The sequence below is a fragment of the Nocardia anaemiae NBRC 100462 genome, assembly GCF_001612725.1.
Classification (GTDB): domain Bacteria; phylum Actinomycetota; class Actinomycetes; order Mycobacteriales; family Mycobacteriaceae; genus Nocardia; species Nocardia anaemiae.
The window spans coordinates 50,894-75,612 of record NZ_BDAZ01000070.1 but is presented as its reverse complement, the minus strand read 5'-3'; the positions used below and the strand labels follow the sequence as shown (position 1 = coordinate 75,612).

Below are 24,719 nucleotides of genomic sequence, written 5' to 3'. Positions count from 1 at the left end.
GGTGTTGTTCGTCGACCAGTTCGAAGATCTGGCCGTGGCGACCCCGCGGCAGGCCCGTGCGCTATTGCAGGCGTTGGTCGAGCTCACCCGCGCCGACACCGAGGGACGCCTGGCGATCGTGCTGACGTTGCGTTGGGACGCGCTGGACGACCTACTCGACGCTGAACTGGCCGAATTCCTCAGCAGCACAACGGTTGCGGTGGCCCCGCTGGGCCGTAGCCAACTGCGCGACGTGATCAGCCGCCCCGCCGCGCGTGCCGGAGTGGTGCTGGACGATGCGGTGGTGCAGCAGCTGATCGACGCTGTTTTCGACCAGCCCGGCGGGTTGCCGTTGCTGGCGTCGGTGCTGTCGGACCTGTGGGTTCGGCACACCGGCGGCCGGATCACCCTCGCCGATTACGAAAACGTCGGCAGCGTGGAGGTTTCCATTGCCCGGCGGGCCGAGCAGGTCATGGCGCAGTTCACTGATCCCGCCGAGCGGGCCGACGCGGAACGGCTCCTGAAGCTGCTCGCGGTGCCGACCTCGAGCGGCGCCGGATTCCTCCGAGTGGTGCTGCCGATGCGGGAGTACCCCGAGCTCCGTGGTGTGGCCGGGCGGCTGGCGCTCGACCGCCTGGTCGTCGTCGGCCGCGACAAGAACGGCGCCGACACCGTCGAGCTCGCGCACCAAGCGCTCATCGACAACTGGGAACGGCTGCACGACCTGCTGCAGTCCGACCGCGACTTCCGCGCCTGGCAGCAACACTTCGCGCAGGACCTGGACAATTGGGAGCGGCGCGGTCGCGAGCACGACGCATTGCTGCGCGGTACCGCTCTCGAGACCGCGGAGGACCAGCTCGAGGCTCGGAAATCCGATGTGCCGCAAGCACATCGGGAATTCATCGCGGCCAGCCGCCGACTGCGTGGGCGGGAGGTGCGGCGCCTGCGGTTGGTGGCCGCAGCGCTCACCGTTCTGGTGGTCGTGGCCACGTCGATGGCGGTGGTCGCCTACCAGAGCAGTGCGGCTCGTGCGGCGCAGTTGCGGTTGCAGGCGGGGCGCAGCCTCGCGGCGGAATCCATGCGGGTGGCCGACTCCGACCTGGACAAGGCGCTGCAATTCGCGCAGGCCGCAGCGCGGTATGCGCCGGACGACGACATGGTGCGGACGGCACTGCTGTATCAGCAGGTGCAGTTGTCGTTCGTGACGGATTACCGGACCGGGCTTTGGCACGACGCGACATTCGGGGCGGCAAGTGGCGACGGGGCCGAGCTCGCGGTCGCCGAGGGCCGCGACGTCACAGTCTGGGCCGGTCTGCTCGGTGATGAGCCGATGCCGTGGCGACTTCCACCGACCACCGGGAAGGTCGCCTCGCTGAACCTGAGCCGGAACGGGTCCGCACTCGCCGTGGTGACCGATGATGGTGCGGTCGCCGTCTGGGATGTTCGAAACCGCACCGGTCCTGCGTTGGTCCGTCCGCCGGAGCCTGCGCCGCTGCTACCAAACGCCGTGTCGACCGGCTGGGATCAGACCGGGCGCTGGCTCGCGGTGCGACTCAACCGAGCGCAGGCTCAACGGGCAGAGCTGCAGCAGGCCCAGCACACCGACCTGCTGGAGGTGTACGACATGGCGGGTGCCGGGCCCGTTCTCGTCTCTTCCCCGCCTCCGCTGGCGGATTTCGCCCAGTTTCCGGACTATGTCGACCCGACCGGCACCATGATCGCGATGCGCGAGTTGAAAATCGGGGTCACGCGCAACGTCGTACGCGACGCCAAGACCGGACAGCCGATTCGGGAATTGCCGGCCGGTAAGATCACCTCGACCGGCCTGATCGCCGGATGTTCCGATGACCAACTGGTCGTCTCGGACGCGCTGACGGGCGCCGAACGTCTGCGGACGCTGCGCGGCTCTGGCTCGACGACCGAGAACTGCGAGTGGGCTATCGATAGCAGCGGAAGGTACGCCTGGTCGACGAGTGTTCTCGCCAGCGATACGCTCGGCCAGACTCACCTCGTCGACCTACGGACCGGCCAGGCCTTCGTCGTCCAAACAGCCAGCCCTCGGGACACGTCGGCCACGGTACTGGTCACCCCTACCGACGATGGCCCGAGGCTGGCCCAGCTCACGCCGAGCGGCCTGCTCCGCTTCGCGCCTGCCGTGGCGATCTCGGACATGGACGTGTTCGCCGGATCGGTCACCGAACAGCGGATTGTCCAGTGGGGCCCCAACGGCTCGTTCGTTGTGGAAGTCGAATGCGGCCCAGAAGATGCGAACGCGACGGTGCGCGTCGTCGAAATGACCCCCGTCATAAGGGAAGTCGGGCGCATGACGGTGGGCCTTGCCGTGCCTGGGTCGATTCCGCCCGAATCCGCCTACCGGATCACTGCCGACGGGAAGCATTTCGTCCTGTCGGGTGCGACGGGTGTCATGACCATCTTCTCGTTGCCCGGACTCGCTGTCGAGCAACGTATTTCGCTACCTGTCCCGCCCGAACTCGGACCTGGACTGCGGCGACCGACATCCATCATGCAGCCCGGCGACGACGAGTTGGCCTTCTTCCATGCGGGCTCGGTCACCCGGTGGCGGATCAGCGATGGGAAACAGCTCGGCCAGACCGTGCGAACTTGGCGCGACACCGACGAACTGGTGTGGATGGTACGGGCCGGCGCGCAGGCGGCCCTCGTCCCGACGCGCAACGACCAGCTCTTCATCGAGAACATCGACGGCGATACTGTCCGGGCCCTGGATGACGGACGAGTGCTCCGCTCGGTACCCGTCACACCGATCGATCGCGGCAAGAGACAGGATGCCTTCGTCAGCCCTGCCGATCCACAGATATACATCAGGTACAAGTCCGGGGACGACACCGTGGAGAATTTCGACAGCGGTGTGGAAACTCGGGTCGCACAACCGTTTCCGTCGGGCAATGGGGTCGGACTGACCGCCGATGGTCTGCTGGTGGTCGACCACCTCGGGACACTGGAGATCTGGGACTTCGATCGCGCCGCGAAGATCTTCGATGTGAAGATCTCGGACCAGCAGTACGAGGATATCTCCGGAGATACGCTGTACGCGCTGAAGCCCGGTAGGTACTCCGGCAGTGGAGGTGTCGCGCGGTACTCGATCAATCTCGACCGCGATGGCGTACTGGGACGGCTCTGCGCGATCAGTGACCGCGAGTACACCCAGGCCGAACGGGACGAGCTACCGGTGGGCGCCGACACCACCCCACCCTGCCACGGGATCTGACGATCAAGCGACTTGCTCCTCGACGGATTTCCGGACGCGCAGCAGCCCGTCGTGGACGTATCCCTTGACGGTGCCCTCCGCAACGCCCATGACCCGAGCGGTCTCTTTGTAGGTGTTTCCCTCGTAGGTGTAGATGATGACCGCCTGGCGTTCCCGCGGTGGCAGTGCGTCCAAGAGCCGGATCAGCATGTCCCGCAAGGCGATCATGTCGTCGAACGGCAGGCCGGCATGGTCGGCGAGGACCGAGAGGCGTTCGTTTCCATCGGAATCCAGCCGTTCCCGGTCCTTCGCGGCCCGGACCATGGCATCCTTCACCAGGTTTTCCGCCGTGGTCCACAGGTACTTCCGGAGCCCTTCGACGTCGGTGATGTGGTCCGGCCAGCGCGCGTACACCCGCATGAACGCGGTCTGCACTATGTCGTCGGCATCGGCACGGTTGCGCGTCAACTTGGTGATGCGGGCCAGCAGCATCTCGCTCGCCGACTCGTATGCCTCCACCAGCATTTCGGCGAATGCTTGCTCCCGCTGCTCACCACCGCGGGCGATCCGGATGACGGCCGGTCCGGTATCGGCGGTGAGCAGCGTGAGCGGAGCCTGCGCACATTCGTGCAACACCACACGCAGCAGGGCGGCAAAGGAAATATCACGGGCCTGGGCGGGATCGAGTGGCGCGCTCATGTGGTCTGGCTCCCTGTCGTCGCTCGGTATCTTATGCCCGATATTCGAGCCACCGCGTGGTCGAGGTCGCTGAGGTCAGGATGATCGTGGCGATCGGGAATACGGCCACGAATATGGCGAACAGCGGGCTGCCGATCACACCGTAGTCATCGGAGGCTCCGGCAACGGCAAGCACGACCGCTGCCTCGATGATGCTGTAGGCGATGTCGACCGCACAGCCGATGACGATCAGCCGACGGGCCGAGGCATGCTTGCGAAACATCTGGATGCCACCGGCGAGCAACAGCGAACCGGCGAGCAAGAAGACCGGGATCGATACCGCGAAAAGCACTTGCGCTCCATTGGTTTCGCCCTCCGCGTCGAGATCGCTCAACATCGCTATCCCGGCAATGAGCACAAGCACACTCAGCAGCCGGTGCGTACCGCCGAGGCAGGCGAGCACCCCGGCTGTGATGGCGGTCCCGCCGCTGGGCGGCGGCACCGGGTGTGAATGGGCAAAGTCGCCAGGGGCGGTGGGGCTCTGCATCATGGCGGATTCCTCCTTATCGAACTGGGTGTTCGTAGGGATCAACCGCCGTGGGTCACGAAACGTTGGGTCCGCGGGAGCGCAGATTCGGATCCGTCTCATCGAGGACTACCGACTCCAACGCTCTGCGCGTCTTTCCTTGCAGCACACCAGTTTCAGCGACCACCGAACATGTCCGCCGGGAACGCCTCCCAGCGATGGGGGCGATGATGCAGCAGACCTCTACCTGCATGGCCCCCTGGTCGGACTCCAGGCTCGCCACTTACCCGTGAGGAACGCCATGTGACTGGTAGGCCCTCAAATTGTGGTGACGAAGCCGCCGTCGATCCGCAGATCGGATCCGGTGGTGTTGGCAGACCGATCGCTGGCCAGGAACACGACCAGGTCGGCAACCTGCTCCGGAGTGGTGAACCGGCCCATGGCGGAAGCACCGGCGGTCGCGGATCTGACCTCGTCGGGCGCCTGACCGCTGGCGTCGGCAATCGTATCGGCGACTCCACCTTCGTCCAGCCACAGCCCAGTCGTCACGGGCCCGGGACCGATGGAGTTGACGCGAATGTTCTTCGGCCCCAGTTCCTTTGACAAAGCTTTGCCGAAGTTGGTGACGGCGGCCTTGGTGGCACAGTAGTCGTAGGTCCCGGGGTCCGGGTAGTACGGGTTGACCGATCCGATGATGACGATCGATCCGCCGCCACGGCGGTACATCTGTGGCAGAGCGGCCCGGGTCGGTCGCACCGTCCCCATCACATTGAGATCCCAGGATGCCTGCCACTGGTCGTCGGTAACGCGCGCGATTCCGCCTGGTTGCACCGTGACCGCGCCGACGTTGTTCACCAGTACATCGATGCCACCGCGATCCGCCGCAGCCGCGATCAGGTCATCCGCCCTCTGCGATTAATCCCCGCATGGCCAGTGCCTCGAGCCGCTCCCGCAGTGGATGCGCCCGGATCAACGCTTCCAGGTGGGCCGCTCAGAAGTTGGCCGTTCCCTAATCAAAACATGGGCAACTGAATCAGCAACTCGCCGGGTGCCTGCAGTGGTGTGGCCTGGCTTTGGAGCGAGCATATGGCCAGCTACGACGTGAGCGTGTTGGGCGCCAGGCTCGCCGGGTGAACACTGCGCAGGCGAGTTGGCCGACGGGAGCGCGGGTCACCGTCGTCGAACGCCAGTTGGTCGGGGTGTCGACTGTTGCCGTCTTCATGGCGTCGAGGGAGACGGTAACCACGGTGACCAGTCCCCCTCTGGGTCGGTCGTTTGCCCCACCTCGATCAGATAGCAGTCGGGATCGCTGATGTAGCAACGGATCTCGTACTGGTGCTGCTTCGGCGGTGTCAGGAATTGAGCACCGCGGGCGCTCCATTCGGCGTACACGGCCTCGATGTCTGCGACCCGGAGGTTGAGGAAGCTGCTGACTCGGTCAGATCGCTGATTCCCTGGGAGCGATGAGTCCGCTGCCGAAGACAAGAATCTTTATAAGTTGTTCCCTGCCTTCAGATTTCGTGGATTTTGCGGTGGGCTTGTCAGGGTGTGGTGCGATAGAACTCGGCTGCTGTGAAGGTGGCGTGCACGCCGAGTTCGGCGGCGACCGCCGTGATCGCGTTGTCTGCGACGGTGAGATCGGCCCGGCCGTCGGTCGTGAAATACGGTGCGATGAAGGTCTCGTAGTGGGCGCGAACCTCGGCCTCGGTATGCCGCCCGAGAAACGTCCGGAGGTACCGCACGGTGGTGTCGGGATCGTTGTGGATAACTTGTAGGGCGCGTCGATGAGCGCGTACAACGGCCTGAATGGCGGGACCGTCGGGCTGGACGTGGGTCGGGTCGGCGGCAACACCCACGGTGGGGATCTGGAAGTGGTCGCCAACCCAGGCCACGATCCGCCAGCCGCATTCGGCGGCTATCGCCTCCGGGGCCATGGTGCTGCCGACGAACGCGGCATCGATCTCGCCGTCGCGCAATCGACGCAGGTCCATGCCGTAGTCGCCGGGTGGCCGGACGACGCAGTGGACGTCGTGGTCCGGGTCGAGCCCTGCCCCACGCAACACGATGCGCGCGAAACATCCCGGCGCGGTGTGCGGTTCGTGTACCGCGAGACGTCGGCCCGCCAGATCGGCCAGAGAGCTCACGTCCGGGCGGGCGAGGAACCAGAAAAGTGGGCGCTGGGTGTTGACGGTGAGCGCGACCCAGGAGGTGCCGTCGGTCAGCCGGGACAGCAGTGCCCGGCCGAGCCCGATGGTGGCGCCGCGATGCAGCCGCTGCTCGCCCCAGGCGCACCCGTCCCGCAGTGCGACGTGCACGTTCTCGTCGGCGTAGAAATCCTCTTGGTCGGCGATGTAGGCGGCCAGTTCCTCGTGCAGGCCGCGCCCGACGAAGGCGAGATCGATGGCGTGCATGACCGTTTCCTTCCGAACCTTCGCTCAGTACATGGCCATTCCGCCGTTGACCGCGGCGGTGGTGCCGGTCATGAAGGAGCTTTCCTCGCCCGCATAGAAGGCGACCGCGTTGGCGACGTCGGCCGGGAGCGCCAGGCGGCCGAGCGGTGTGGCGGCCACCTGCTGCCGCGTCAGCTCCTCATCGAGTACCTGCGACATCCTGGTCTCGGCTACGGGACCGGGCTCGACGACGTTGACGGTGACGCCCGCCGGGCCCAGTTCCTGCGCGAGGTATCGGGCGAACTGCGTGAGCGCGGCCTTGGCCGTGCCCAATGCGATCATGCCCTCGCGAGGTCTGCGGCTCAGGCCGGTGCCGAGATAGATCAGCCGTCCCCAGCCCTGATCGGTCATCCCGGGTAGGACGGCCTTGGTGACGACGAAAGCCGCGCGCATCTCGTCGTCGAGCTTGCCGCCCAGTTCTGCCCAGGTCATCTCCTGGAACGGTTTGATCGCGTACGGGGTGAGTGCGTTGTGCACCAGAACATCGACGTCGCCCCACGCCGACCGGACGCGTTCGAGCAGGGTGTCGACGGCCGCCGCTTCACGCACGTCGGCCGGTACGGCCATGGCCTGGCCGCCCGCGGCTTCGATGTCCGCGACGACTTCGTCGGCAGCAGCCTTGCTGTGCAGGTAGTTGACCACCACGCGGAGTCCGCGCGCGACCAGCAGGCGCGCGGTGGCCGCGCCGATTCCGCTGCTCGACCCGGTCACGAGAGCCAGCCGGCTGGTTGCCTCGGTCATGAATCTGCCTCCCTGTCGCCGCCCAGGCGGATCGCCCCGTAGAGCACCGTGTCCGCGGTCGTGCGGAGCAGATCGGCCGCGGTCTAGTCGAGTTCGTGCGGATATCCGCGGGTTGAGCAGCCGCTCCACCGCGCCGCCGAGTGATCTCACCGAGCAGCTCGGGTGGCGCCGGCAGCGGCCCACGCCGATATCCGTCCCGGAACAGCTCGTCGAGCCGCTGCTAGACGATGGTGTCGATGCGTTGTGCCACGTGTCGACACAGCACCGCGTCGCCGCGACGGGTTCCGAGCTGGGCTGCATCGATCCGCTCGAACCCACCGCACGTCGCGAACGGGAACCGCTGGATCTGCTCGCCGAACAACGTGCCTTCCTCTTCCTCCAATGTCGCGCCAACCGCACGCTCGAAGGCTTCGAACTGCCAGTCCAACACGGCCGTCATCAGGCTTTTCTTGTCCGAGAAGTGCCGTTGGATCGTCTTCTTACTCACCGCTCATGCCTACTCATCATGTGGGGTTGAACCGACATAGGTCAACGCTCCTTTAGCGGACGTCAGGACCGGATTCCGCTAGCGTCGATCGGATGTGCTGAGCAGGGCAGCGGGTTGGCCGGTCGCCCGCCAGGCGAGATGGTGGTCCGGGCCGACTACACGGTGGTGATGAACCCGCCGTCGATGGTCATGTCGGCGCCGGTGATGTTGGCTGCCCGGTCCGAGACGAGGAACAAGGCCAGATCCGCGACCTCGTCGGGGGTAGTGAATCGTCCGCTCGGTGTGTCCGCCACTGCTTGGTCTGCCACCGCTCGGGCGCTGCTGCCGCTGGCCTTCGCGACCGTCTCGGCAACTCCTCCGCTGCCGAGCCACAGGTCCGTGAGCACCGGCCCCGGACTGATCGAATTCGCCCGAATGCCCTGCGGGCCGAACTCTTTCGACAGCGCCTTGGTGAGATTGGTGAGCGCCGCCTTGACCGCGCAGTAATCGACCACACCGGGGTCCGGGAAGAAGGCGTTGACGGACCCGATCATGACGATCGCGCCACCACCCCGGCGCAGCATTTCCGGGATCGCCGAGCGGGTGGTGCGCACGGCCCCCATCATTCCCAATGCCCACGACGATTCCCAGTCTTCATCGGTGACGGTGGTGAATCCACCGGGTCTCGGGGTGACCGCGCCGGCGTTGTTGATCAGGATGTCCGTTCCTCCCAGTCGGGAGGCGGCCGCGACCAGTTCTGCAGGAGCCTCGGTGCCGGCGAGGTCGCCCGGTACGAATGTCACTTTCCCGTTGGACTGGAGCTCGGCGATGCGATCGCTCTTGGTGCGTGCTCCCGCAACCACATGCGCACCGGCGTCGGTGAGGTGCTCGGTGATCGCGAGCCCAATGCCTCGGCTGGCGCCGGTGACGACCGCGATTTTTCCGTCGAGATGCAGGTCCATGGTCACTCTCCCTTGACGGAGTGAGAACCGACTCCAGCACGACCGATGACCGCACCGTCGGCACAGACAGCCTATCCAGCCTGCAACGTAACGGCGAATTCGCCCGAGCTGCCCGCTCAGGCCTCAGACCGCATCGACTGAGCCGTACCACTTCGTGAAAACCAACAGTTGCGCGGTTGTGTCTCGCAGTATTCGTTGTTTGTGTTGTCTGCGTTGGTGACGATGCCGCAGGCCGGGTTGGACCGCGATACCTTGGTGCGCGACGCCGTCACCTCGATGTGGAGGATGTCGCCCGCACGGACGTTCATCGACTCTTGTCTGAACTTGTGCCGAGCGGTTTGATCGGAAGTGGGCCCGGTCGCTGGCTCAGCCAACAGCCGCAAGGAACCGGGGCTCGGAATGAGGGGTCGTGACCGCCACGTCCGCCTATGCTTCGCGAGCACTCTTGGACCGGGTCTCTCGGTCGGCGACCGGCTGGTTTTCGCATGTGGAAGCGCTTGATCCCAGTAGCACCCGACACGGACAGCGAGGATGAAGATGCCCACTCATCAAGCAGTACACGTCGCTTCGGCAGGGGAGAAGTTGACCCTCGTCGACGTCGAAACCCGCTCACCCAACCCCGGTCAAGCCCGAATCGCGGTGTCCGCGTGTGGAATCTGCGGAACCGATCACGGCTTCGTCAACGGTGGATTCCCCGGGATGACCTGGCCCCTGACCCCGGGCCACGAAATCGCCGGAACCATTGCCGAGCTCGGCGCCGGTGTGGATGGCTTCGGTGCCGGGGAGCGCGTCGCGGTGGGATGGTTCGGCGGTCACTGCAACCGGTGCGTTCCCTGCCGTCAGGGTGTCTTCATCCACTGCGAAAATCTGCAGGTTCCGAGCTGGCATTATCCAGGTGGGTACGCCGAGTCGGTCACGGTTCCGGTCAATGCCCTCGCCCGCATCCCGGACGAGCTTTCCTTCACCGAGGCCGCGCCGATGAGCTGCGCCGGAGTCACCACCTTCGACGCCCTCCGCAAGACCCATGCGCTGCCCGGTGACCGGGTCGCGGTCCTGGGCATCGGCGGTCTCGGCCACCTCGGGATCCAGTTCTCCCGCGCGATGGGGTTCGAGACCATCGCGATCGCCCGCGGAACCGGCAAGCGCGACGACGCTCTGGCGCTCGGGGCCCACCACTATGTGGACTCCACCGATGGCGACGTCGGCGACGCACTGCGAGGGCTCGGCGGGGTGTCCGTTGTGCTGGCAACCGCCGCGAACTCGCCAGCGATGGCCGCCACGATCGGCGGCCTGCGCCCGCAAGGCGAACTCATACTGATCGGCGCTGCCACAGAACCGCTCCCGATCAGTCCCCTGCAGCTGATCCTGCCCGGATACAGCGTGATCGGGCACCCCGCGGGGACCGCCCGCGACGTAGAAGAGGCGATGCAGTTCGCCGTCCTCACTGGTGTCCGGGCCCGCACCGAGGAGCGTCCCTTGGCCGATGCCGCCCAGGCATACACGAACGCGGACGAAGGCCGAGCTCGCTACCGGATGGTCCTCACTATGTGATCCTGCTCCCCGCTCTACCGCCAGGCGCGGAATGCACCGCTTCGCTGAACTTTTCGGGGGGAATCGGCCGTCCCTCGGGCACTCGCAGCACGCCACCGGCGATCCGCACTGTTGAACCGGCCGCATGGATCACCTCGATCCGCAGACCATCCAGATGCGGAAACAGGACACTCAGCGGACCAAGATCAGAGCACCCGCGACATCATGAACTATCCACCGCCCCTTCGCATCCCGAAGCCGGTCGATCACGAAGTCTGTGCCGGATCCATTTTTCACGTGCTGCCGACACCAGTTGCCCATGTTTTGTGTTTCCTAGTGGATTCGCACGGGCAACCGATTGACCTGCGCTTTTCGTTTTGCTGGCAATCGCGAAAGCGATGTACGGGTAAAGAAACCGGCTGACCTGCGGAAATGGTGTGCGCCTCCGTGAAGCCCTTTCAAGTTTTCCTACCCCGTTGGCGCGGCTGGTTCGGGAGTTGGGGGATGAGGTGGAAGTTCGGTCTGAGCGCCCCGAGCAGGCAGTTTGCGAGAAACCAGACGATGAGGCGTCGTATCGGCCGAACCGGAAGCTGCAACCAGAGGAGGTTGCAGAGTTGGTGGATGCGTATCGGCGCGGGGTGTCGATGGTGGAGCTTGGTCGGCGGTTCGAGATGCACCGGAACACGGTGGAGGCTCACCTACGGCGAGCTGGGGTGATGAAGCGGCCAAAGGTGAAGATGACGCCGCAGCTGACAGAGCGGGCAACGCGGCTCTATGTTGACGAGGCCTGGACGACGGCAAGGATCGGCAAGGAACTGGGGGTGGATGCAAGCACGGTAGCTAAGGCGTTGAAGCGAGCGGGGGTGCGGATGCGGCCGGCGGTGGCGGAGAGGTCAAGCTAAGATATTCCACTACGGCCTGACATTTTTGGACAGCTGCCCAATAAGTGTCATCGCCTGTTTAAGAAGAATGATCGAATCGGTGCGGCCCTTGTTTTTCGTCTTCTTGAGAGGATTTTGAGTTGCCGAATGTCCAAATAGCCTGAGCGCAACATCGGCTGAAAGCTGATCTCGTTTTGCGGCATCTTCTATATCTCCTAAATATGGCTTAAGAGCAGCCAGCTGAGCGGCCATCTCTTCTGCGTGCCGCTGGGCGCGACGATGCTCACTGGACTGCCTAGATGCATAGATCGCGAAACCTGAAAGAGAAGCTGTAAATACAGTCTTGGCTGCCAGGGTGTGCCAGTTGGGATCACGATCTGTGCTTACGATCCATACTATCCAACCTGCGGCAATTATTACGCCGAAGAGTGCAAATACTGTAAATAGTCGCCATACGTTAGCAGCTCGCCTGTCTGCGCCCGCGTTTTTCGAATACTGACAAGTGAGCGCGGTATCCCTAACGGTACCGATGATGCCCCGTTCAACCGACAAACGTATAGGGAGGTCTTGTGCATCCCCAATACTAGCGATTCCTCTCTTAATTCTTGACTTTCTCATGATATTGTAAAATGGGGGGTGGTGCCAGCGTTGGTCAATAAGTCGATTACCTCACCCGCAACCGCGCGGTAGATACGTCTTAATGTAGGTATGAAAGCGCAAGGCAGTATTGGAAGTCACTACCTTAGCAATATTGACAAATGGCTCGTGCAAATTTATAGTAAAGTACATAGATTGATTGTGCGTACGGCGCTAACGCGAATTCCTCGGTTCTTTAATTCCATACTAGCGGTGCGCGGCATCTGAGGACGTTATGCTCATCCGTCCAAGCAAGGGTCTTACCAGTGTCTCACGACGTTTCTGGTGGTTTCCAAGGCCATCCCTTGCTTGGGCGAATAGGCACAACAGGCCCACCCTATTCCATCGGCGCTCCTTTCTTCCTAATATGAACGTCGTTAATCACGATCTCCCAGGGAGATGGACCCGCATTGTAGGATTCAATCTCAGAAAGGATGCCAGCTAGGACACCGGCCGGGGTGGTCTCTTGTACCTCACGATGTGCTATGGCTGGGGTAGTAGGCGAAGCGATAGGCTGTGGCACCAACTGTGGCGGTTCTTGCAGGCCCTGATCCTTGAATATCACCGCTCGACCTTTGTCCGTGAGACTCAGCCCCTTGGTAACGACGACGCCATTCTCGCTCCCTTTCACCGGTGTTGCCAATCCATATTTCTTCAAGACGCTCGTATAGTTATGGAACCAGCTGTTATCGGCTGGCCTACCGAGATCGCGACCCTCGTTCTCGAATATTTTTCTCTTTGATGCAAAGTCGTCAGTCACGTTTTTGAAGAAAGACTGGAGCTTGCGCGCCGCGCCATCCTCAGTAATTCTACTGCTCACTTATGTTTGTCCTCCGTTAATTTGATTCTATAAACCATAATGCTACTTGTTTATTTAAAATGCAAGAGTTTAATCATAGTTTATGAGCTAAACCTAATACCTACTACTGTTAGCTCGTCTGCTGAGTGGCGATGTTTGCCATGTCTTTTGTAACCATTCCAGTCTGTCAAAGGGCGAGTAGGAACAGAGAGTGGTCGCCAAAAAATGACCATATTTCCTGATCAATACGTGCTGATTGTCTCGTCCTACATCGTGAGCGCCACCTGGTCGCGGGGGCGCACCTCTGCTTCACTGGGGCGGTGCCATCAGCCAGCGCCACCACCCGAATCCGCACACTCGACGGCCTCCACCTTGCAGCTACCCTCGTCACTCCCGGACGGCCAGCAGCGCGTGCCGTCCTGCTGGTACACGGCGGGGGCGTCACCCGCGAGGAGGGCGGCTTCTTCACTCGCCTGGCGGCGGGCCTGGCCGATGTCGGCATCGCGTCGCTCCGCTGCGATCTTCGCGGTCATGGCGAGAGCGAGGGCAGACAGGAGGAGCTGACGCTTTCCACCATCCTGAACGACATCCACGTCAGTCTGGCGCACCTCCGGGAGACCACCGACGCGGACGAGTTGAGCCTCTTGGGTGCGAGCTTCGGCGGTGGCATCTGCGGCTACTACGCCGCCAAGCGTCCGGACGAACTGGCGCGGCTGGTCCTGCTCAATCCGCAGTTCGACTACAAGAAGCGGACCATCGACACCCGGCCGTACTGGACGGACGACGTCATAAACGACAAGGCAGCCCGCGAACTGAACGAGACCGGCGCCATTCAGTTCACACCGACGCTCAAGCATGGCCGCCCACTCCTGAACGAAGTGTTCTGGCTGAAGCCGAACGAGGTGCTCGGCGAGATCAAGACGCCGACCCTCATCGTCCACGGCAACGCTGACACGCTAGTACCGATCGACGGCTCGCGCGCCGCGGTCGCTCAGTTCACCGCACCTGTCGAACTGGTGGAGATCGACGGTTCGCAGCACGGCTTCGCCGTCCACGATGATCCGCAGTACCTCAACCCCAAGAGCCAGGAGTACCAGGCCGAAGTCATCGGCATCGTGGCGCAGTGGCTACGGCATTAGGACGTCGCTCAGCATCCGGACACTCGGCCGGTTGCGCCACGGGTCGAGCGCCCGAACAACTTCGACCACCACGTTCATGGTGCGCTCGGATCTGGTTTCCCTGGCGACAGCGACCGCCGTGGCAGCAACGGTCGCCGCTTCATCGGGTTCACCGCCGAGCGCCAGCGCCTTGGCCTGCCGAGCCCCGAATAAGCCGCTGTCGCGCTTGGAGAGGGTGCCGCCCGCCAGCACATCTCCGAACAGCTGCACGGCCTGGTGCGGCTTGCCCGCTTCGGTATAACAACAGGCCGAACGGACGAGAAGCGTGCCTTGATTGAAGTAGGCCCCGAGCCTGTCCCCACCGGCATCCTCGGCAGCGGATAACAACTGCTGGGCGTGCCCGAGATTCTGTTCGACCGCGGCCAGCGGTTCGCCGGTCATGGCGAGACCAAGCGCTTCCTGCTGTATCACCTCCGCCTGAGCACGAGGCGGGAGCTGCCACGGTCCGGTGCTGGCGGCCTGCGCCAAGGACAGCACGGCGCCCGCATCCTGCGTGTCGTAGGCCATTTGGGACTTCTTGAGCAGGACGTAGCCCTGGAGCGGCAAGCTGCCCGCCGCTTGCGCCCATTCCATTGCCCGGTCGTAGAGGAACGTCGCGGTCAGCGGATCGTGCAGGTCACGGTAGAGCCAGCCTGCAAATTCGGCACCATCGGCCCCGACCTCCAGCAGCTGACGCCGGATCTCGGGCTTGGCATCACGGCTATGCCGGCGAATGGCCCCGAGGACACCGAGAACCAGCGGGAGCGCTGCGGCAGGGCCAAGAGTGCCATCGTCCGCCTTGCATCGGACGAGCTGCTGGCGGAAGAAGTCCACCACAGGTCCGTCGAAGTAGCGGTGCGCGTTGTCCAGGGCCGCGCCGACACGCTGCAGCTCGTCGGCATTACCGACCGGAGGAGGATCAGCTCCATCCGACGCCAACCAGCGAGCCAGCAGTAGGGCGTTATCGCCAGCCCCGCGCGAGATAGATAGCCCCGCTGCCGTCACGCTGTCGACGGACGATGGCACTTTGAACCACAGCAGCTCCGCCGGGATACCGAGGATCTGTGCCCACCGCACCAACTTCGAGAGCTGTTCGGGGGCAGGGCCTTTCTCGATGCGGCTGAGCTGTGCCTGGGTCAATTCGAGCCAATTGGCGACAAGCTCCTGCGGCAGTGGTCGGCCGTGGTACGGATGCGTCCGATAAGCGAAGATCACTCGGCCCATGTGCCAGGTCGCGAGGGCATCGCGGATCTGGTCGGTCTGCCAGAACTCACCGGAAACGCTTGGCGGCTGTTGCCGCTCACCGCGAGATGCGGATTCGCAAGGGGCGCAGAGAGGTTCGGGGTTGTAGCGATTCAACCTGGAACCGCATCGGGCGCAGTAGCGCTGCTCCTGGGATGCCCGTTTCATGGTTTGTTTCCCCTGGGGTCTCTTGGGCGTTGGTACGCCGTTTGCCCTGGTCGCGTGACCGTACCAGGGCCTGGCATTGGCCGCTATACGTTTCATACATAGCGCGTATACCCCCGCGTCGTGGCCGTTTTTGCGCAGGCGGCTGACCCTTAGCCAGTCACCCAAAGGTCCACTAGGGAAAGGGGGGAGACCGTGGCATTGTCCCTCGTCGTTCCGGTTTTCGGGCCACCCGCCGCTGGCAAAACAACCCTGACGCTGCGTCTCGGATCGGCACCAGGGCGCCAGGTGTTCCGGCTGCGCGAGCACGTCTCCAAGGAGGTGCTGGCCGCGACGGCGACCAGCAGCGAACAACTCGGCTGGATCGACGAGTTCACCGTGGCCGAGGCGCTGCACTCCTACTTCAACACTGCCCACGATGACCCCGACGTGCATACCATCCTGCTCGACAACTTTCCGGGATCGGCCAACCAGGTCGACCAGCTCCTGACCACGCTGTGGATGCTCACCCCGACGCCGCATATCGAAGCCATCGAAGTGGTCACGGACGTACGGACGCTCAAGCAGCGGGCCAGAAACCGCAAGGTCTGCCACCGCTGCGAACGCGACCCGATCTCCGATCCGCGGTTGCCGGCGATTCCGAGCAACGACGACCCGTGGCAGTGCGCCCACTGCGGCGGCCTCTTGCATCCCCGGCGTGGTGATTCACCTCGGCTGCTCAAAGCCCGGATGCAGCGCTACCACCACACGGCAGCCGGAATCCGAGCGGGCTTTACCGATGCCGGGATCACCGTCACCCAGCTCGATACCACCAACACGATCGACGGAGCAGCGGAACTGCTTGCCCCGCTTCTTATCTCACGGAGCAGATCACTATGACGACCGTCCCTTTGCCAACGCCCGGCCTCCGAGGTGATGGCTACGGCCACGCCCGCATGCCGCGCCGGATCGACCTCCCCGCGCCAGAGCGCATCGACCGCGTGGCCTACGGCCGCTTCCGGAATGTCTACCTCTACATCACCGAAGCCTGCCAACTGCGCTGTGAGCACTGCTACATGGGCGAGCGGCTGGAGCGGGCGCTCAAGATGCCACTGCCAAAGATCGCCGAGACGCTGACCACCTGGCGCAAGTTGGGCGGCAGCAAGCTCACCCTCCTCGGCGGTGAGCCGACGTTGCATCCGTACTACTGCGAAGCCGTGCAGCTCAGTCGCCAGCTCGGCTACGAGCATGTCATCACCACGACGAATGCTCAGAAGCCCGCGCGTAGGAAGTTCCGGCAACTGGGGCCGGATGACTTCGCGTATGTGCAGGTCAGCTTGGACGGCGGCAGTCGGGAGACGCACGATGCCGTGCGCGGCGCTGGCACGTTCGATGACGCGATGGAGACCACGCGCGAACTGGCCGAGCGCGGTTTCGACACCCGGATCATCTGCACGGTGAACAAGGCCAATGAGCGAGATGTATTGCAGCTGCTCGACATCGCGGACGTGCTGGGCGTCAGCCTGGTGAAGTTCCACGTCTTCTCGACCATCGGCACTGGCCACGGCAACGCCGAGATGGCAATGACGCCGCCGGAATGGGTGGCGTTCTGCGATCGGCTCAATCAGGTTGCGCCGGAATACAAAACACGTGTCTGGTACCAACCGACCTACGCTCGGCGTGACCAGATGGAGCGCTACGCGGCCGAGGGCTACCAAGGGTGCATCGGCCGAACGTTGGACCGGATCTCGATCTTCCCGGATGGCCGCTGCTACGTCTGCTCGTACCTGTTCGACACCGACCTGTACTTCGCCCAGATGGTCGACGGGCACGTCCAGCTCAACCACAACACCAACGAGTTCGATCTGTTCACCAGCGCTTTGGCCGAAAGCTCTTGCGGCGGCTGCAAAGCCAGCGCGTGCATGGGCGGCTGCCCGGCCGAGGAGCTGGTGATGGGCAAAGCCTCCTGCGAGGCATACGACGACATCGTGCCGGTCTGCCGGTTATGGAAATCCAGCGCGAAAAACGAATCCGGAGCCGAAGAGTGAGGAACCCGATGGACGACATGGACCGGATCGCCGAGAATCTGTGCTGGATCGACTGGAACGACATCGACGACGTCGAACTCAACTGCCGCGAAGCCCTGAATGAACTCGCCGCCGAGCCCCGGATCGTGCGCACGAGGCTGGAGCAGCTGCCCGACCGACCGGAACTGCTTGCCCTGTGCGAGCACTACGACATCCTCGACAAGATCGTGCTGCACACCGACGACGATCACGGCGTGCGTATCCGCCTGCACGTTTTCCTGCCCGGCTACTTCGATCGGCCACACAACCACCGCTGGTCCTACGCCAGCCGCATCCTGCGCGGGCAGTACCGGCACTATCTGTTCGGCAACGCCGAGGTAGACGAACACATCGAGCCCATGAAACTGCCGGTGTTGCAAGCGCGGGAGGAGCCGGTGGGCACGACCTACGCCCTGCACCACACAATGGTTCACGCCGTCGTGGCCGAGCCGTACACCGTGTCGCTGGTGATCCGCGGCCCGGCGGTCAAGGACAAGTTCCTGGTAATGGACCGCAAGACGGACGAGGCGTGGTGGCAGTACGGCGCGACGCAGGAATCGGCGGAAGACGCGCTCCGCAAGCGCATGACGCCCGCCAGGTTGCAAGAGCTTATCGGCTGCCTGGACGAGCGGCAGTTGTTCTAGCTGGCGACGGACTCCGAGCCCGCCGAGGCGATAACCGCCCGCAACTCGTCCAAGCTCGGCAGCAGGGCACTCTGGTGTCGTGCGCACCGGAGTGCCCTGCTGGCCGATCCAAGCAGCATGCCACGATGCATCGGCCATCCTGACCGCAGGCCGTAAAGCAGCCCCGCCGAGAACGCGGCCCCTGCACAATGGGTGTGCCGAACTTCCACCGGGAAGCTGGGCGCGGACAGCGTTTCCGATCTGCTGACAGCGACCGCGCCGAATACTCCGACCGTCACGACCACCCAGGCCGCGCCGGTCCGAACCAACAATGATCTCGCCATCTCCGGCGCCGCGGCGTGGGCGGCATCATCAACGTTGGTTTGGATTACCAGCTGCGAACACCCACGGACGGCGGAAGCCACTGCCTGCGAGAGTTCGGAGCCGCCCAGGTTGAGCAGCATCGGCACCTCGGCCGCGCGGCCGGCCTCGATTACCCGGAGCGCTGCTCGCTCTATGAGCTGATAGCAGTCCAGGTAGAGAAACGATGCACTGGCGATCGGCGACAAGTCGGCGCGGTCCAGACTGCTGACCACACCCGGCAGATGCGCGAACCAGGTCCGAGTGTGATCGTCGTCGGCTGCCACGACGATCCGCGGCGTGACGACCTCCGAACGGATGGCAAAGGTTCGCTCGACGCCGCGCTCCTCCAGCCAGCGGTGAACGTGCTGGCCTTGTTCGTCGTCGCCGATGTCATTGGCGACGAGCAACGCGGGCGCTCCCAGGGATGCGAGCGCCGCCGCTGTCATCGGCCCGTCGGCTGCTACCGACCACTCAACGCTTCGGATTTCTGCCCCGTGGTTCGCTGACGGAAATCGGGGCATATTCCACAGCTCCGCCAGCGCCAAGTAGCTGACGCACACCACCGGGCCGGACTGGAGCGTCATAGCTCTACCAGCCGTAGACCGAAAACGGCGTGCCCTCGGCGATGTGCTTCATCGCGACCCGGCAGTAGTCGATCATGCGCTCGGGCGGAGTGTCGAGCGCGAACCAGTCGAGCGCGCTGCACTTATCAGGCTCACAGTTCTCGGGCTCGCCCTGCCAATCGGTGACAGTGAAGAAGATCGCCATGCGGCCACCGGACGACGAGTTGTGCATGAAGTGGCTGAACTGCACATCCTCCGGCCTGATCGTCACGCCGATCTCCTCGGCGGCTTCGCGGATCAGCGCAGTGACGACAGATTCGCCAGCTTCCAGGTGGCCGGCGGGCAGGTGCCATGCGCCGTCCTCGAACCCGGTGTTGGAGCGCTGCCCGTAAAGCACGGTGTCACCGCGGCGCAGGACCAAGTGAACATCGCCAGTTACCTTGTACCGCTGCGGCTTTGCGTCCTGAATCGTTTCGGTTGCTGCACTACTCATAAATGCTTTCCTTTCGTTTTGTTGCTGTCTTGATGCCGTGACCCGGCGGCTGAAGCTCGTGAAGCGCCCCGAGCCTAATGCGCGGCCAGCTTGCCGAATATGCGCCGGACGCATACCCGCAGGGCAACCGCCGGTATAGAACCGTTCGGCCACCCGGACCAGGCTCGACCTTGGGCCGCCCTGTAGCGGCCCGGTCGCCAACGGGAGGAACCGGGAAATGACGGAAGACCTGCGGCACATCCACATTGAGTCCGGCGCGCTGCGGCTGGACTATCAGGCCAGCGCCGAGCAGGCCCGGAATGTGGCCGATGAACTGGCGCAGTGCTGTCCGGCGCTCACGGTGACCGTCGATGGCAACGTGCGGGCAGATCTGCCGCCGCTGCCCTGCTCGGCGCTCTGGGATTGATGCCTGATGGCTACGCCAGAACCTCTGAACCACAGGACGTTTGTTCAAGCGGACGGCATGCTGGCCGAGTTCATGTGCCAGGTGCAGCTACTCGATCTCACCGTGGAACGCGCCAGGGAGCTGCTGTACATCCACCGCCGCCACCATCCGGACGAATGCATCGTGCATCTGGAAGCGGCGTACCTGCTGTTGATCGAAGACGGTGACTGAGCAATGTCGCCCCTCGTCCTGATCGTGTGGGCAGCCTCGACGCTCTTTACGGCAGTGCTGTCGTTCCGAGTTGGCTACTGGTGGAAGACAACCGAGCTGCACGGTCGGCATGCGCTCGGTGCAATGGCCGCAACTGATGAACGACCATTAAACGAGCAGCCATTCGCGTACATCGACGACCAAACGCCCGATCTCCATGAGTGGAGCGACGACACAGAAGAACTTCCCCTGTTGGACGGTGGAGTGAATCGAGACAGAGGCCGGTACGGCGATCGTTGGGTCTAAATCGCCTAATAGTAATTATAAGCAAGTGGAGCTTCATCGGAAATGCAGCCGCGATAGCAGTAGGCCGTCCGTTCCCCGCGCTGTTAATATTGCAATTTAATACAAAATATGGTACAATACTGTTGGGCGCGCATCAGTAGAGGGGAAACCTCCTGATGCAAATCATGGACATTAACTATGAAGACGAGGGATACGAAGATCCACGTCTGATTGAACAACTTACTCAAAAGGTATTCAAGGCTCGGGATGAGTTCTTCGAGTTTGTTTCGAAATTCGACGGTACCACTGACTCGTATGGCGAGGCCCTTAAAGCCGACCACAATCAAACCAAAGGCTTCGAGTCACTTTGGACGTACTTCGACTGGTGGCTTTTGGGTCTTCAGAACGATGTGTCGTCACGTGATCATCTGTGGCTTGATCCACGGGCGGAAGATGCCCTCTGGGGGCAGTTCGTGCGCCTCGTGCCCACGATCTACTTGCTGGTTGTGGAGAAATACGACAGCGATCCATCGCTACTCGACTATCTTCATGAAGACCCGGAAACGGGTAAAGTGACACGGGTCGAACGGCGCGTCACGACGAAATTGCCTAGAACCTGGATAACGGAAGCTGTTCTGCTTCCGCCAGATCCTACAAGTGAACAATGGGAGCAGGCGGGAGTCGTCGAACTTCTGACCGGCTGCGGCCAAAATTGGCCCGCACCACATTACGGAAAACACGTTCCCAACGGGGGAATATAAGCGGCTCTAATCGTTCGCCGAAGTCGGCGAACGTTCAACACCCTAACCATATCCATCATGCGCGCCCACGCACGCCCGCTCCACCAGGAGCGGGCTTTCTCATGCCCACTACTCAGGGCTTACAGCCGCCTTTGGATTAGAAGACCATGGTCGCGACGCGTGTCTTCGTATAGGCGGTGTTTTCCTCGGGCGAGTAGCGGATGTACCAGGTGTCGTCGCTTCCTTTTTCGAGGCGCATTGCGTCGGCGGGTTTATCGTCGATGGTCCTGAGCCATGAAATCAGCTCCACCTTGCCGCTCGCGGACAAGACCCAATCAATTGCCACAAGATGCTTCTCTTCTCGTGAACACTGGTAGTAGGGCGAGTCAGCTGGCACTTTTTTCCGCGAGCGCAAGCTCGTCTGAGGTGACTGCATTTCAATCCATGCTGCCATTCGTTGACAGGTATTCCCGTCTGGGACTACAACTTGCCACGGCCAGTCGGCGTCGCCCTCCCACCTTGGAGACTTCTCGACCAGCACGCCACCCTGGACATGAAACCGCGGATACGGGCCCGTCTTCCCGCTTCCATGACACACCACCGAATCAGCATCTACCGCAAAACAGGGGTCCATAACGCCTCGCGTCTTTTGATCCTCTGGCGGCCAGAGATCAGGTGGCACTGCGCACATGTAGGCGTCCGCCCGTGAAGACGATGGCGACACACCACAATATGCATATCCAGGGTCTTCAAATTCTTTCTGTGCAAAACGAGAGCCCTCAAGGTAAACCTGTTGGGTGATGCCACGACCATTATCCGGCATCTGCTCACCGCCAAAAGGCTGAGCGGCCACTGTCGGTGGAGTGGTGTTCTGTACCACAACAGGTGCATTACCCTTGCAGGCTGAGAATATGGCGAATCCCCCGAGGAGTGCCGCACCAACGATCCCGGCAAGCCTCCTGCTCTCTGAGTAGAGGAGCCAGTCCCGAGCCTTGGTGAGCCATTCTCGCAGCATCTGCCACCACGCGCGGAAACGTCCCGCAAAGTATTCTTTCTTCACCCGATGCGGATCGTCGCCATTGCCCACCTCGGCCGCTTCAAGTTGTTGCAGACAGAATGAGCGGATTGCCTGCGCCAAGTCTTCAATGAGTTCGTTTTCCCGATTGCGGGTGAAGTTCGATGCTCTTCTATAACCTAGCGCGGATGCGGCTTTTCCTCGTCGGATTTGAACAGACGCGTGCCTGAGTTCCCTATTGAATCCGTACAGGCATGCGACAGCCTCCTGTTCCTCAATGCTGACCATCTCGCCCGCGCCACGCCGAACCAGCGTTGCAATGGCGTCGGCAGAGATAGCCACGGACTCGGCTAGTTCTGCGGCGACGGCACAACGTCGGAGCGTCGGCACTTTGCTTGCGTCGATGCGACCGATGCCAAATCTTCTCAGCTTTCGTAGATCCTGAGCGATCGCCTCAGGCGCGGGCAACGTCGGCTTGCTGGTCACGGTTCGATCATGCCCGATGAGCGACGAGTGCGGAGGGCCGTAGCGGCAACAGCATCCGGGCGGGTGACGAGTGCCCACTTCCGCCGATTTGCGCCGACTTCTGCCCGGAAATCGGCGGCACTCTGACGGGGACGTACCGCCCGATCAGAGAGAGTGCACATGCCCACCAACTCCGCTCCGTACATCCGAGTCGGCCTGCCCGACGACCTGCTCCCGACCATCCCGCCCGGCGACGATCCAGACGCCGCGTCGGCCATCGCCGAGTTCGCCCTGGCACAACAGACCGTCTTCGCGAACAAGTTGCGCCGGTTCATCAGCGGCCACGAAGAAGCCGCTCCGACCACCGCCGCTCACGCCCGAGACCTCGCCGACTGGACCCGCATGGGCCTCCTGGAGTGGGCTCGGCAGTGGCCCACCGACGCCGTCGAAGCCTCACCGGAGTTCGACGTCACCCACCAGGACACCCTCACCGCCTCGGAACTGGCCGAAGACAGGTCCACAGGAAGCGGCCTGGCTGTACCAGATGGCGACGACCCGGAAACCGTCTACGCGATCACGGCTTTCGTCTTTCAGGGTTTCCGTGAGCTGCGTGCGGAGATCGACATCTTCGCCAATGGGCAGTACGCCGCTGCTCCGACCAGCACCGAACACGCTTGGGAGCTTTCTACCGGCTACCTGCGGCTTCTTATCTTCTGGGCGGTCAACCGCTGGCCGGGATGATCCGTGGGGCCTGCCGCCGGATGGCCGTCCGGCGGCAGGCCATGACCGTTCGAATTCATGCCTCGCCCAAGTCTTCCAACACCTAATCAAAGGAGTTCCACATGGCCCCTCCCTCCGTACGCCCCACTGAACGTCAAGCGCGGATTGTTCATCTCCTCCGCGCCGGCCTCGCCGCGGGTGCGGCGATCGGTCTGTCCCTGGCCACGCTGACCGGCGTCGTCGGCTGCACCGCGGCGCCCGCGGACACGCTCCCCTCCGCGATCACCATCGCCGCCACCGCCACCAGCGCCGAACCCCGCGTCGTCCTGCCGGATTCACTCGTCGCTGAGCTGACCGACATGGCCAAGCAGTCCAAGCGCACCGGCGACGCCACCGTGCGTATGGTGTCCTCGGCCGCGGGCGGCATCACCTCCAAGGATCTGACGCCGCTCCGCCCGAACGGCCAGGTACAGCACGCCGCGGCCGACGCCAATCACCAGATCGCCTCCTCCGTGCGCGAGCTGGCGGACACGGTCGCCGACGTCCGCGCCGACCGGCCCGGCCTCGATCTCCTCGGGCTGCTCGATCGGGTCAGCCAACTGCCTGGCGACCTGCACGTCGTGTCTTCCGGGATCAACACGGCCGCGCCAATCGACCTGCGCGTCGTTGGCTGGAACGCCAAGCCGGACAGCGTCATCGACAGCATCGCCCGGCAGGGCCGCTTACCGAGTCTGTCGGGTCGTCACGTGACGTTCCATGGCCTGGGCATTGCCGCCGGTTCGCAGCCCGCCTTGCCGCCGTTCGCCCGCGCGCTAGTGGAACAGCTATGGACCGGCATCTGCCAACGTTCCGGGGCAACCAGTTGTGTTGTCTCGCACGACACCTCAGCCGCGACGGCGCCGCTGGCCCCGATGCCGGTGCCGGTAGTGCCAGTACCGGACGCCATCACGGATAGCGGTAGCGGCTGCCCGGTCTGGACCAGCCTGAACGACCAGACGCTCCATTTCGCACCGGAGAGCGCGCTCCTGCCGGCGAACGCTGACGACCAACTACGACCGATCGTGGACGCTATATCCCGATGCGACGTCCAGTCCATCGACGTCACCGGGCACATCGCGGACACCGGCACCGGGGACACCCGAAACAACCTGTCCGAGCGGCGGGCCCGTGCCGTGGCGGATCGCCTCGTAGCGCTGGGACTGCCGTCCGAACTGCTGGGCATCGTCTCTGGCCGCGACGCCCGCGAGCCGATCATCCCGAATTTCACCAATAGCCAATTCGACGAGGCCAAGGCGCAGCAGAACCGTCGCGTCGAGCTGACCTTTCACCGCGGCGATCAATGACATGCCCTCACCCCAAGAAATCGCACCCCTC

27 protein-coding genes are annotated in these 24,719 nt (G+C 63.3%); 12 read left to right on the top strand and 15 right to left on the bottom strand.

Annotated features, from left to right (window positions below; translation table 11 throughout):
- On the top strand, window positions 1–3,226 hold a 3,226-nt coding region (locus tag NA5_RS32865), incomplete at its 5' end, for an nSTAND1 domain-containing NTPase (RefSeq protein ID WP_218020209.1).
- A gap of 3 nt (window positions 3,227–3,229) precedes the next feature.
- On the opposite strand, the gene NA5_RS32860 is transcribed toward NA5_RS32865, so the two are convergent.
- The 9 genes from NA5_RS32860 to NA5_RS32830 form a co-directional block, all read right to left on the bottom strand.
- Window positions 3,230–3,904, bottom strand: a complete 675-nt coding sequence (locus tag NA5_RS32860; RefSeq protein ID WP_062992918.1) for an RNA polymerase sigma factor — start codon at window positions 3,902–3,904, stop codon at window positions 3,230–3,232.
- A 31-nt stretch (window positions 3,905–3,935) separates the two neighbouring features.
- Window positions 3,936–4,433 (bottom strand): hypothetical protein, encoded by a 498-nt coding sequence (locus NA5_RS32855; protein ID WP_062992917.1) that lies wholly within the window; start codon window positions 4,431–4,433, stop codon window positions 3,936–3,938.
- 294 nt (window positions 4,434–4,727) lie between these two features.
- Window positions 4,728–5,303 (bottom strand): SDR family NAD(P)-dependent oxidoreductase, encoded by a 576-nt coding sequence (locus NA5_RS32850; protein WP_281201769.1) that lies wholly within the window; start codon window positions 5,301–5,303, stop codon window positions 4,728–4,730.
- Window positions 5,304–5,307: 4 nt separating this feature from the next.
- Window positions 5,308–5,391, bottom strand: a complete 84-nt coding sequence (locus NA5_RS43355) for a hypothetical protein (protein ID WP_371856476.1) — start codon at window positions 5,389–5,391, stop codon at window positions 5,308–5,310.
- A 236-nt stretch (window positions 5,392–5,627) separates the two neighbouring features.
- Window positions 5,628–5,894, bottom strand: a complete 267-nt coding sequence (locus tag NA5_RS43350) for a VOC family protein (protein WP_371856475.1) — start codon at window positions 5,892–5,894, stop codon at window positions 5,628–5,630.
- A 56-nt stretch (window positions 5,895–5,950) separates the two neighbouring features.
- Complete coding sequence (locus NA5_RS32845) at window positions 5,951–6,820, bottom strand: ABC transporter substrate-binding protein (protein WP_062992915.1); 870 nt, start codon at window positions 6,818–6,820, stop codon at window positions 5,951–5,953.
- Between the two features lie 24 nt (window positions 6,821–6,844).
- Window positions 6,845–7,600 carry an SDR family NAD(P)-dependent oxidoreductase gene (locus tag NA5_RS32840; protein WP_062992914.1) on the bottom strand — a complete coding sequence of 252 codons (756 nt, stop codon included), beginning with the start codon at window positions 7,598–7,600 and terminating at the stop codon, window positions 6,845–6,847.
- Window positions 7,601–7,820: 220 nt separating this feature from the next.
- A complete protein-coding gene (locus tag NA5_RS32835; RefSeq protein WP_062992913.1) occupies window positions 7,821–8,087 on the bottom strand; it encodes a TetR/AcrR family transcriptional regulator in 267 nt (88 codons plus the stop codon).
- Between the two features lie 155 nt (window positions 8,088–8,242).
- Window positions 8,243–9,028: an SDR family NAD(P)-dependent oxidoreductase gene (locus tag NA5_RS32830; protein ID WP_062992912.1), complete on the bottom strand. Its 786-nt coding sequence runs from the start codon at window positions 9,026–9,028 to the stop codon at window positions 8,243–8,245.
- A gap of 537 nt (window positions 9,029–9,565) precedes the next feature.
- Here NA5_RS32830 and NA5_RS32825 point away from each other — a divergent pair.
- Both NA5_RS32825 and NA5_RS32820 read left to right on the top strand, forming a co-directional pair.
- Window positions 9,566–10,579: an alcohol dehydrogenase catalytic domain-containing protein gene (locus tag NA5_RS32825; RefSeq protein WP_062992924.1), complete on the top strand. Its 1,014-nt coding sequence runs from the start codon at window positions 9,566–9,568 to the stop codon at window positions 10,577–10,579.
- A 455-nt stretch (window positions 10,580–11,034) separates the two neighbouring features.
- Complete coding sequence (locus NA5_RS32820) at window positions 11,035–11,460, top strand: hypothetical protein (RefSeq protein ID WP_062992911.1); 426 nt, start codon at window positions 11,035–11,037, stop codon at window positions 11,458–11,460.
- Window positions 11,461–11,469: 9 nt separating this feature from the next.
- On the opposite strand, the gene NA5_RS40895 is transcribed toward NA5_RS32820, so the two are convergent.
- Together NA5_RS40895 and NA5_RS40890 are read right to left on the bottom strand one after the other, a co-directional pair.
- The gene (locus NA5_RS40895) at window positions 11,470–12,057 is read right to left on the bottom strand and encodes a hypothetical protein (protein ID WP_157110770.1); all 588 of its coding nucleotides are present in this window, start codon (window positions 12,055–12,057) and stop codon (window positions 11,470–11,472) included.
- A gap of 355 nt (window positions 12,058–12,412) precedes the next feature.
- Window positions 12,413–12,895: a hypothetical protein gene (locus tag NA5_RS40890; RefSeq protein WP_157110769.1), complete on the bottom strand. Its 483-nt coding sequence runs from the start codon at window positions 12,893–12,895 to the stop codon at window positions 12,413–12,415.
- A 299-nt stretch (window positions 12,896–13,194) separates the two neighbouring features.
- Between NA5_RS40890 and NA5_RS32815 the strand changes: the two genes are divergently transcribed.
- Entirely contained in the window at window positions 13,195–14,013 is an 819-nt protein-coding gene (locus NA5_RS32815; RefSeq protein ID WP_062992910.1) for an alpha/beta hydrolase, read from the top strand.
- Here NA5_RS32815 and NA5_RS32810 read toward each other — a convergent pair.
- Entirely contained in the window at window positions 14,002–15,606 is a 1,605-nt protein-coding gene (locus NA5_RS32810) for an NsdA family TPR-like regulatory protein (RefSeq protein ID WP_245672507.1), read from the bottom strand. The genes NA5_RS32815 and NA5_RS32810 overlap by 12 nt on opposite strands.
- A gap of 27 nt (window positions 15,607–15,633) precedes the next feature.
- On the opposite strand from NA5_RS32810, the gene NA5_RS32805 reads away from it, so the two are divergent.
- From NA5_RS32805 to NA5_RS32795, 3 genes are read left to right on the top strand one after another with little or no spacing between them, the layout of a single operon-like run.
- Window positions 15,634–16,317 (top strand): hypothetical protein, encoded by a 684-nt coding sequence (locus tag NA5_RS32805; protein WP_062992908.1) that lies wholly within the window; start codon window positions 15,634–15,636, stop codon window positions 16,315–16,317.
- Complete coding sequence (locus NA5_RS32800) at window positions 16,314–17,465, top strand: radical SAM protein (RefSeq protein WP_062992907.1); 1,152 nt, start codon at window positions 16,314–16,316, stop codon at window positions 17,463–17,465. Before NA5_RS32805 ends, NA5_RS32800 begins: the two co-directional genes overlap by 4 nt.
- A gap of 8 nt (window positions 17,466–17,473) precedes the next feature.
- Window positions 17,474–18,127 carry a hypothetical protein gene (locus tag NA5_RS32795; RefSeq protein ID WP_062992906.1) on the top strand — a complete coding sequence of 218 codons (654 nt, stop codon included), beginning with the start codon at window positions 17,474–17,476 and terminating at the stop codon, window positions 18,125–18,127.
- Here the strand turns inward: NA5_RS32795 and NA5_RS32790 are convergent.
- Together NA5_RS32790 and NA5_RS32785 are read right to left on the bottom strand one after the other, a co-directional pair.
- Window positions 18,124–19,014, bottom strand: coding sequence for a carbohydrate kinase family protein (locus tag NA5_RS32790; RefSeq protein ID WP_218020208.1), 891 nt, complete (start codon window positions 19,012–19,014; stop codon window positions 18,124–18,126). The two genes, NA5_RS32795 and NA5_RS32790, sit on opposite strands and share 4 nt — an antisense overlap.
- A 43-nt stretch (window positions 19,015–19,057) precedes the next feature.
- A complete protein-coding gene (locus NA5_RS32785; protein WP_062992904.1) occupies window positions 19,058–19,525 on the bottom strand; it encodes an NUDIX hydrolase in 468 nt (155 codons plus the stop codon).
- Between the two features lie 217 nt (window positions 19,526–19,742).
- On the opposite strand from NA5_RS32785, the gene NA5_RS32780 reads away from it, so the two are divergent.
- From NA5_RS32780 to NA5_RS32765, 3 genes are all read left to right on the top strand, one after another.
- On the top strand, window positions 19,743–19,931 hold the full coding sequence (locus NA5_RS32780; RefSeq protein WP_062992903.1) for a hypothetical protein: 189 nt from the start codon (window positions 19,743–19,745) through the stop codon (window positions 19,929–19,931).
- Between the two features lie 57 nt (window positions 19,932–19,988).
- A complete protein-coding gene (locus NA5_RS32775; RefSeq protein ID WP_245672506.1) occupies window positions 19,989–20,141 on the top strand; it encodes a hypothetical protein in 153 nt (50 codons plus the stop codon).
- Window positions 20,142–20,581: 440 nt separating this feature from the next.
- A complete protein-coding gene (locus NA5_RS32765) occupies window positions 20,582–21,166 on the top strand; it encodes a hypothetical protein (RefSeq protein ID WP_062992900.1) in 585 nt (194 codons plus the stop codon).
- A 136-nt stretch (window positions 21,167–21,302) separates the two neighbouring features.
- Here the strand turns inward: NA5_RS32765 and NA5_RS40885 are convergent, their stop codons facing one another.
- Window positions 21,303–22,646, bottom strand: a complete 1,344-nt coding sequence (locus NA5_RS40885; protein WP_157110768.1) for a hypothetical protein — start codon at window positions 22,644–22,646, stop codon at window positions 21,303–21,305.
- Window positions 22,647–22,805: 159 nt separating this feature from the next.
- On the opposite strand from NA5_RS40885, the gene NA5_RS32755 reads away from it, so the two are divergent.
- Window positions 22,806–23,366, top strand: coding sequence for a hypothetical protein (locus NA5_RS32755; protein WP_062992898.1), 561 nt, complete (start codon window positions 22,806–22,808; stop codon window positions 23,364–23,366).
- A 101-nt stretch (window positions 23,367–23,467) separates the two neighbouring features.
- Window positions 23,468–24,688, top strand: a complete 1,221-nt coding sequence (locus NA5_RS32750) for an OmpA family protein (RefSeq protein WP_062992897.1) — start codon at window positions 23,468–23,470, stop codon at window positions 24,686–24,688.
- Window positions 24,689–24,719: the final 31 nt, after the last annotated feature.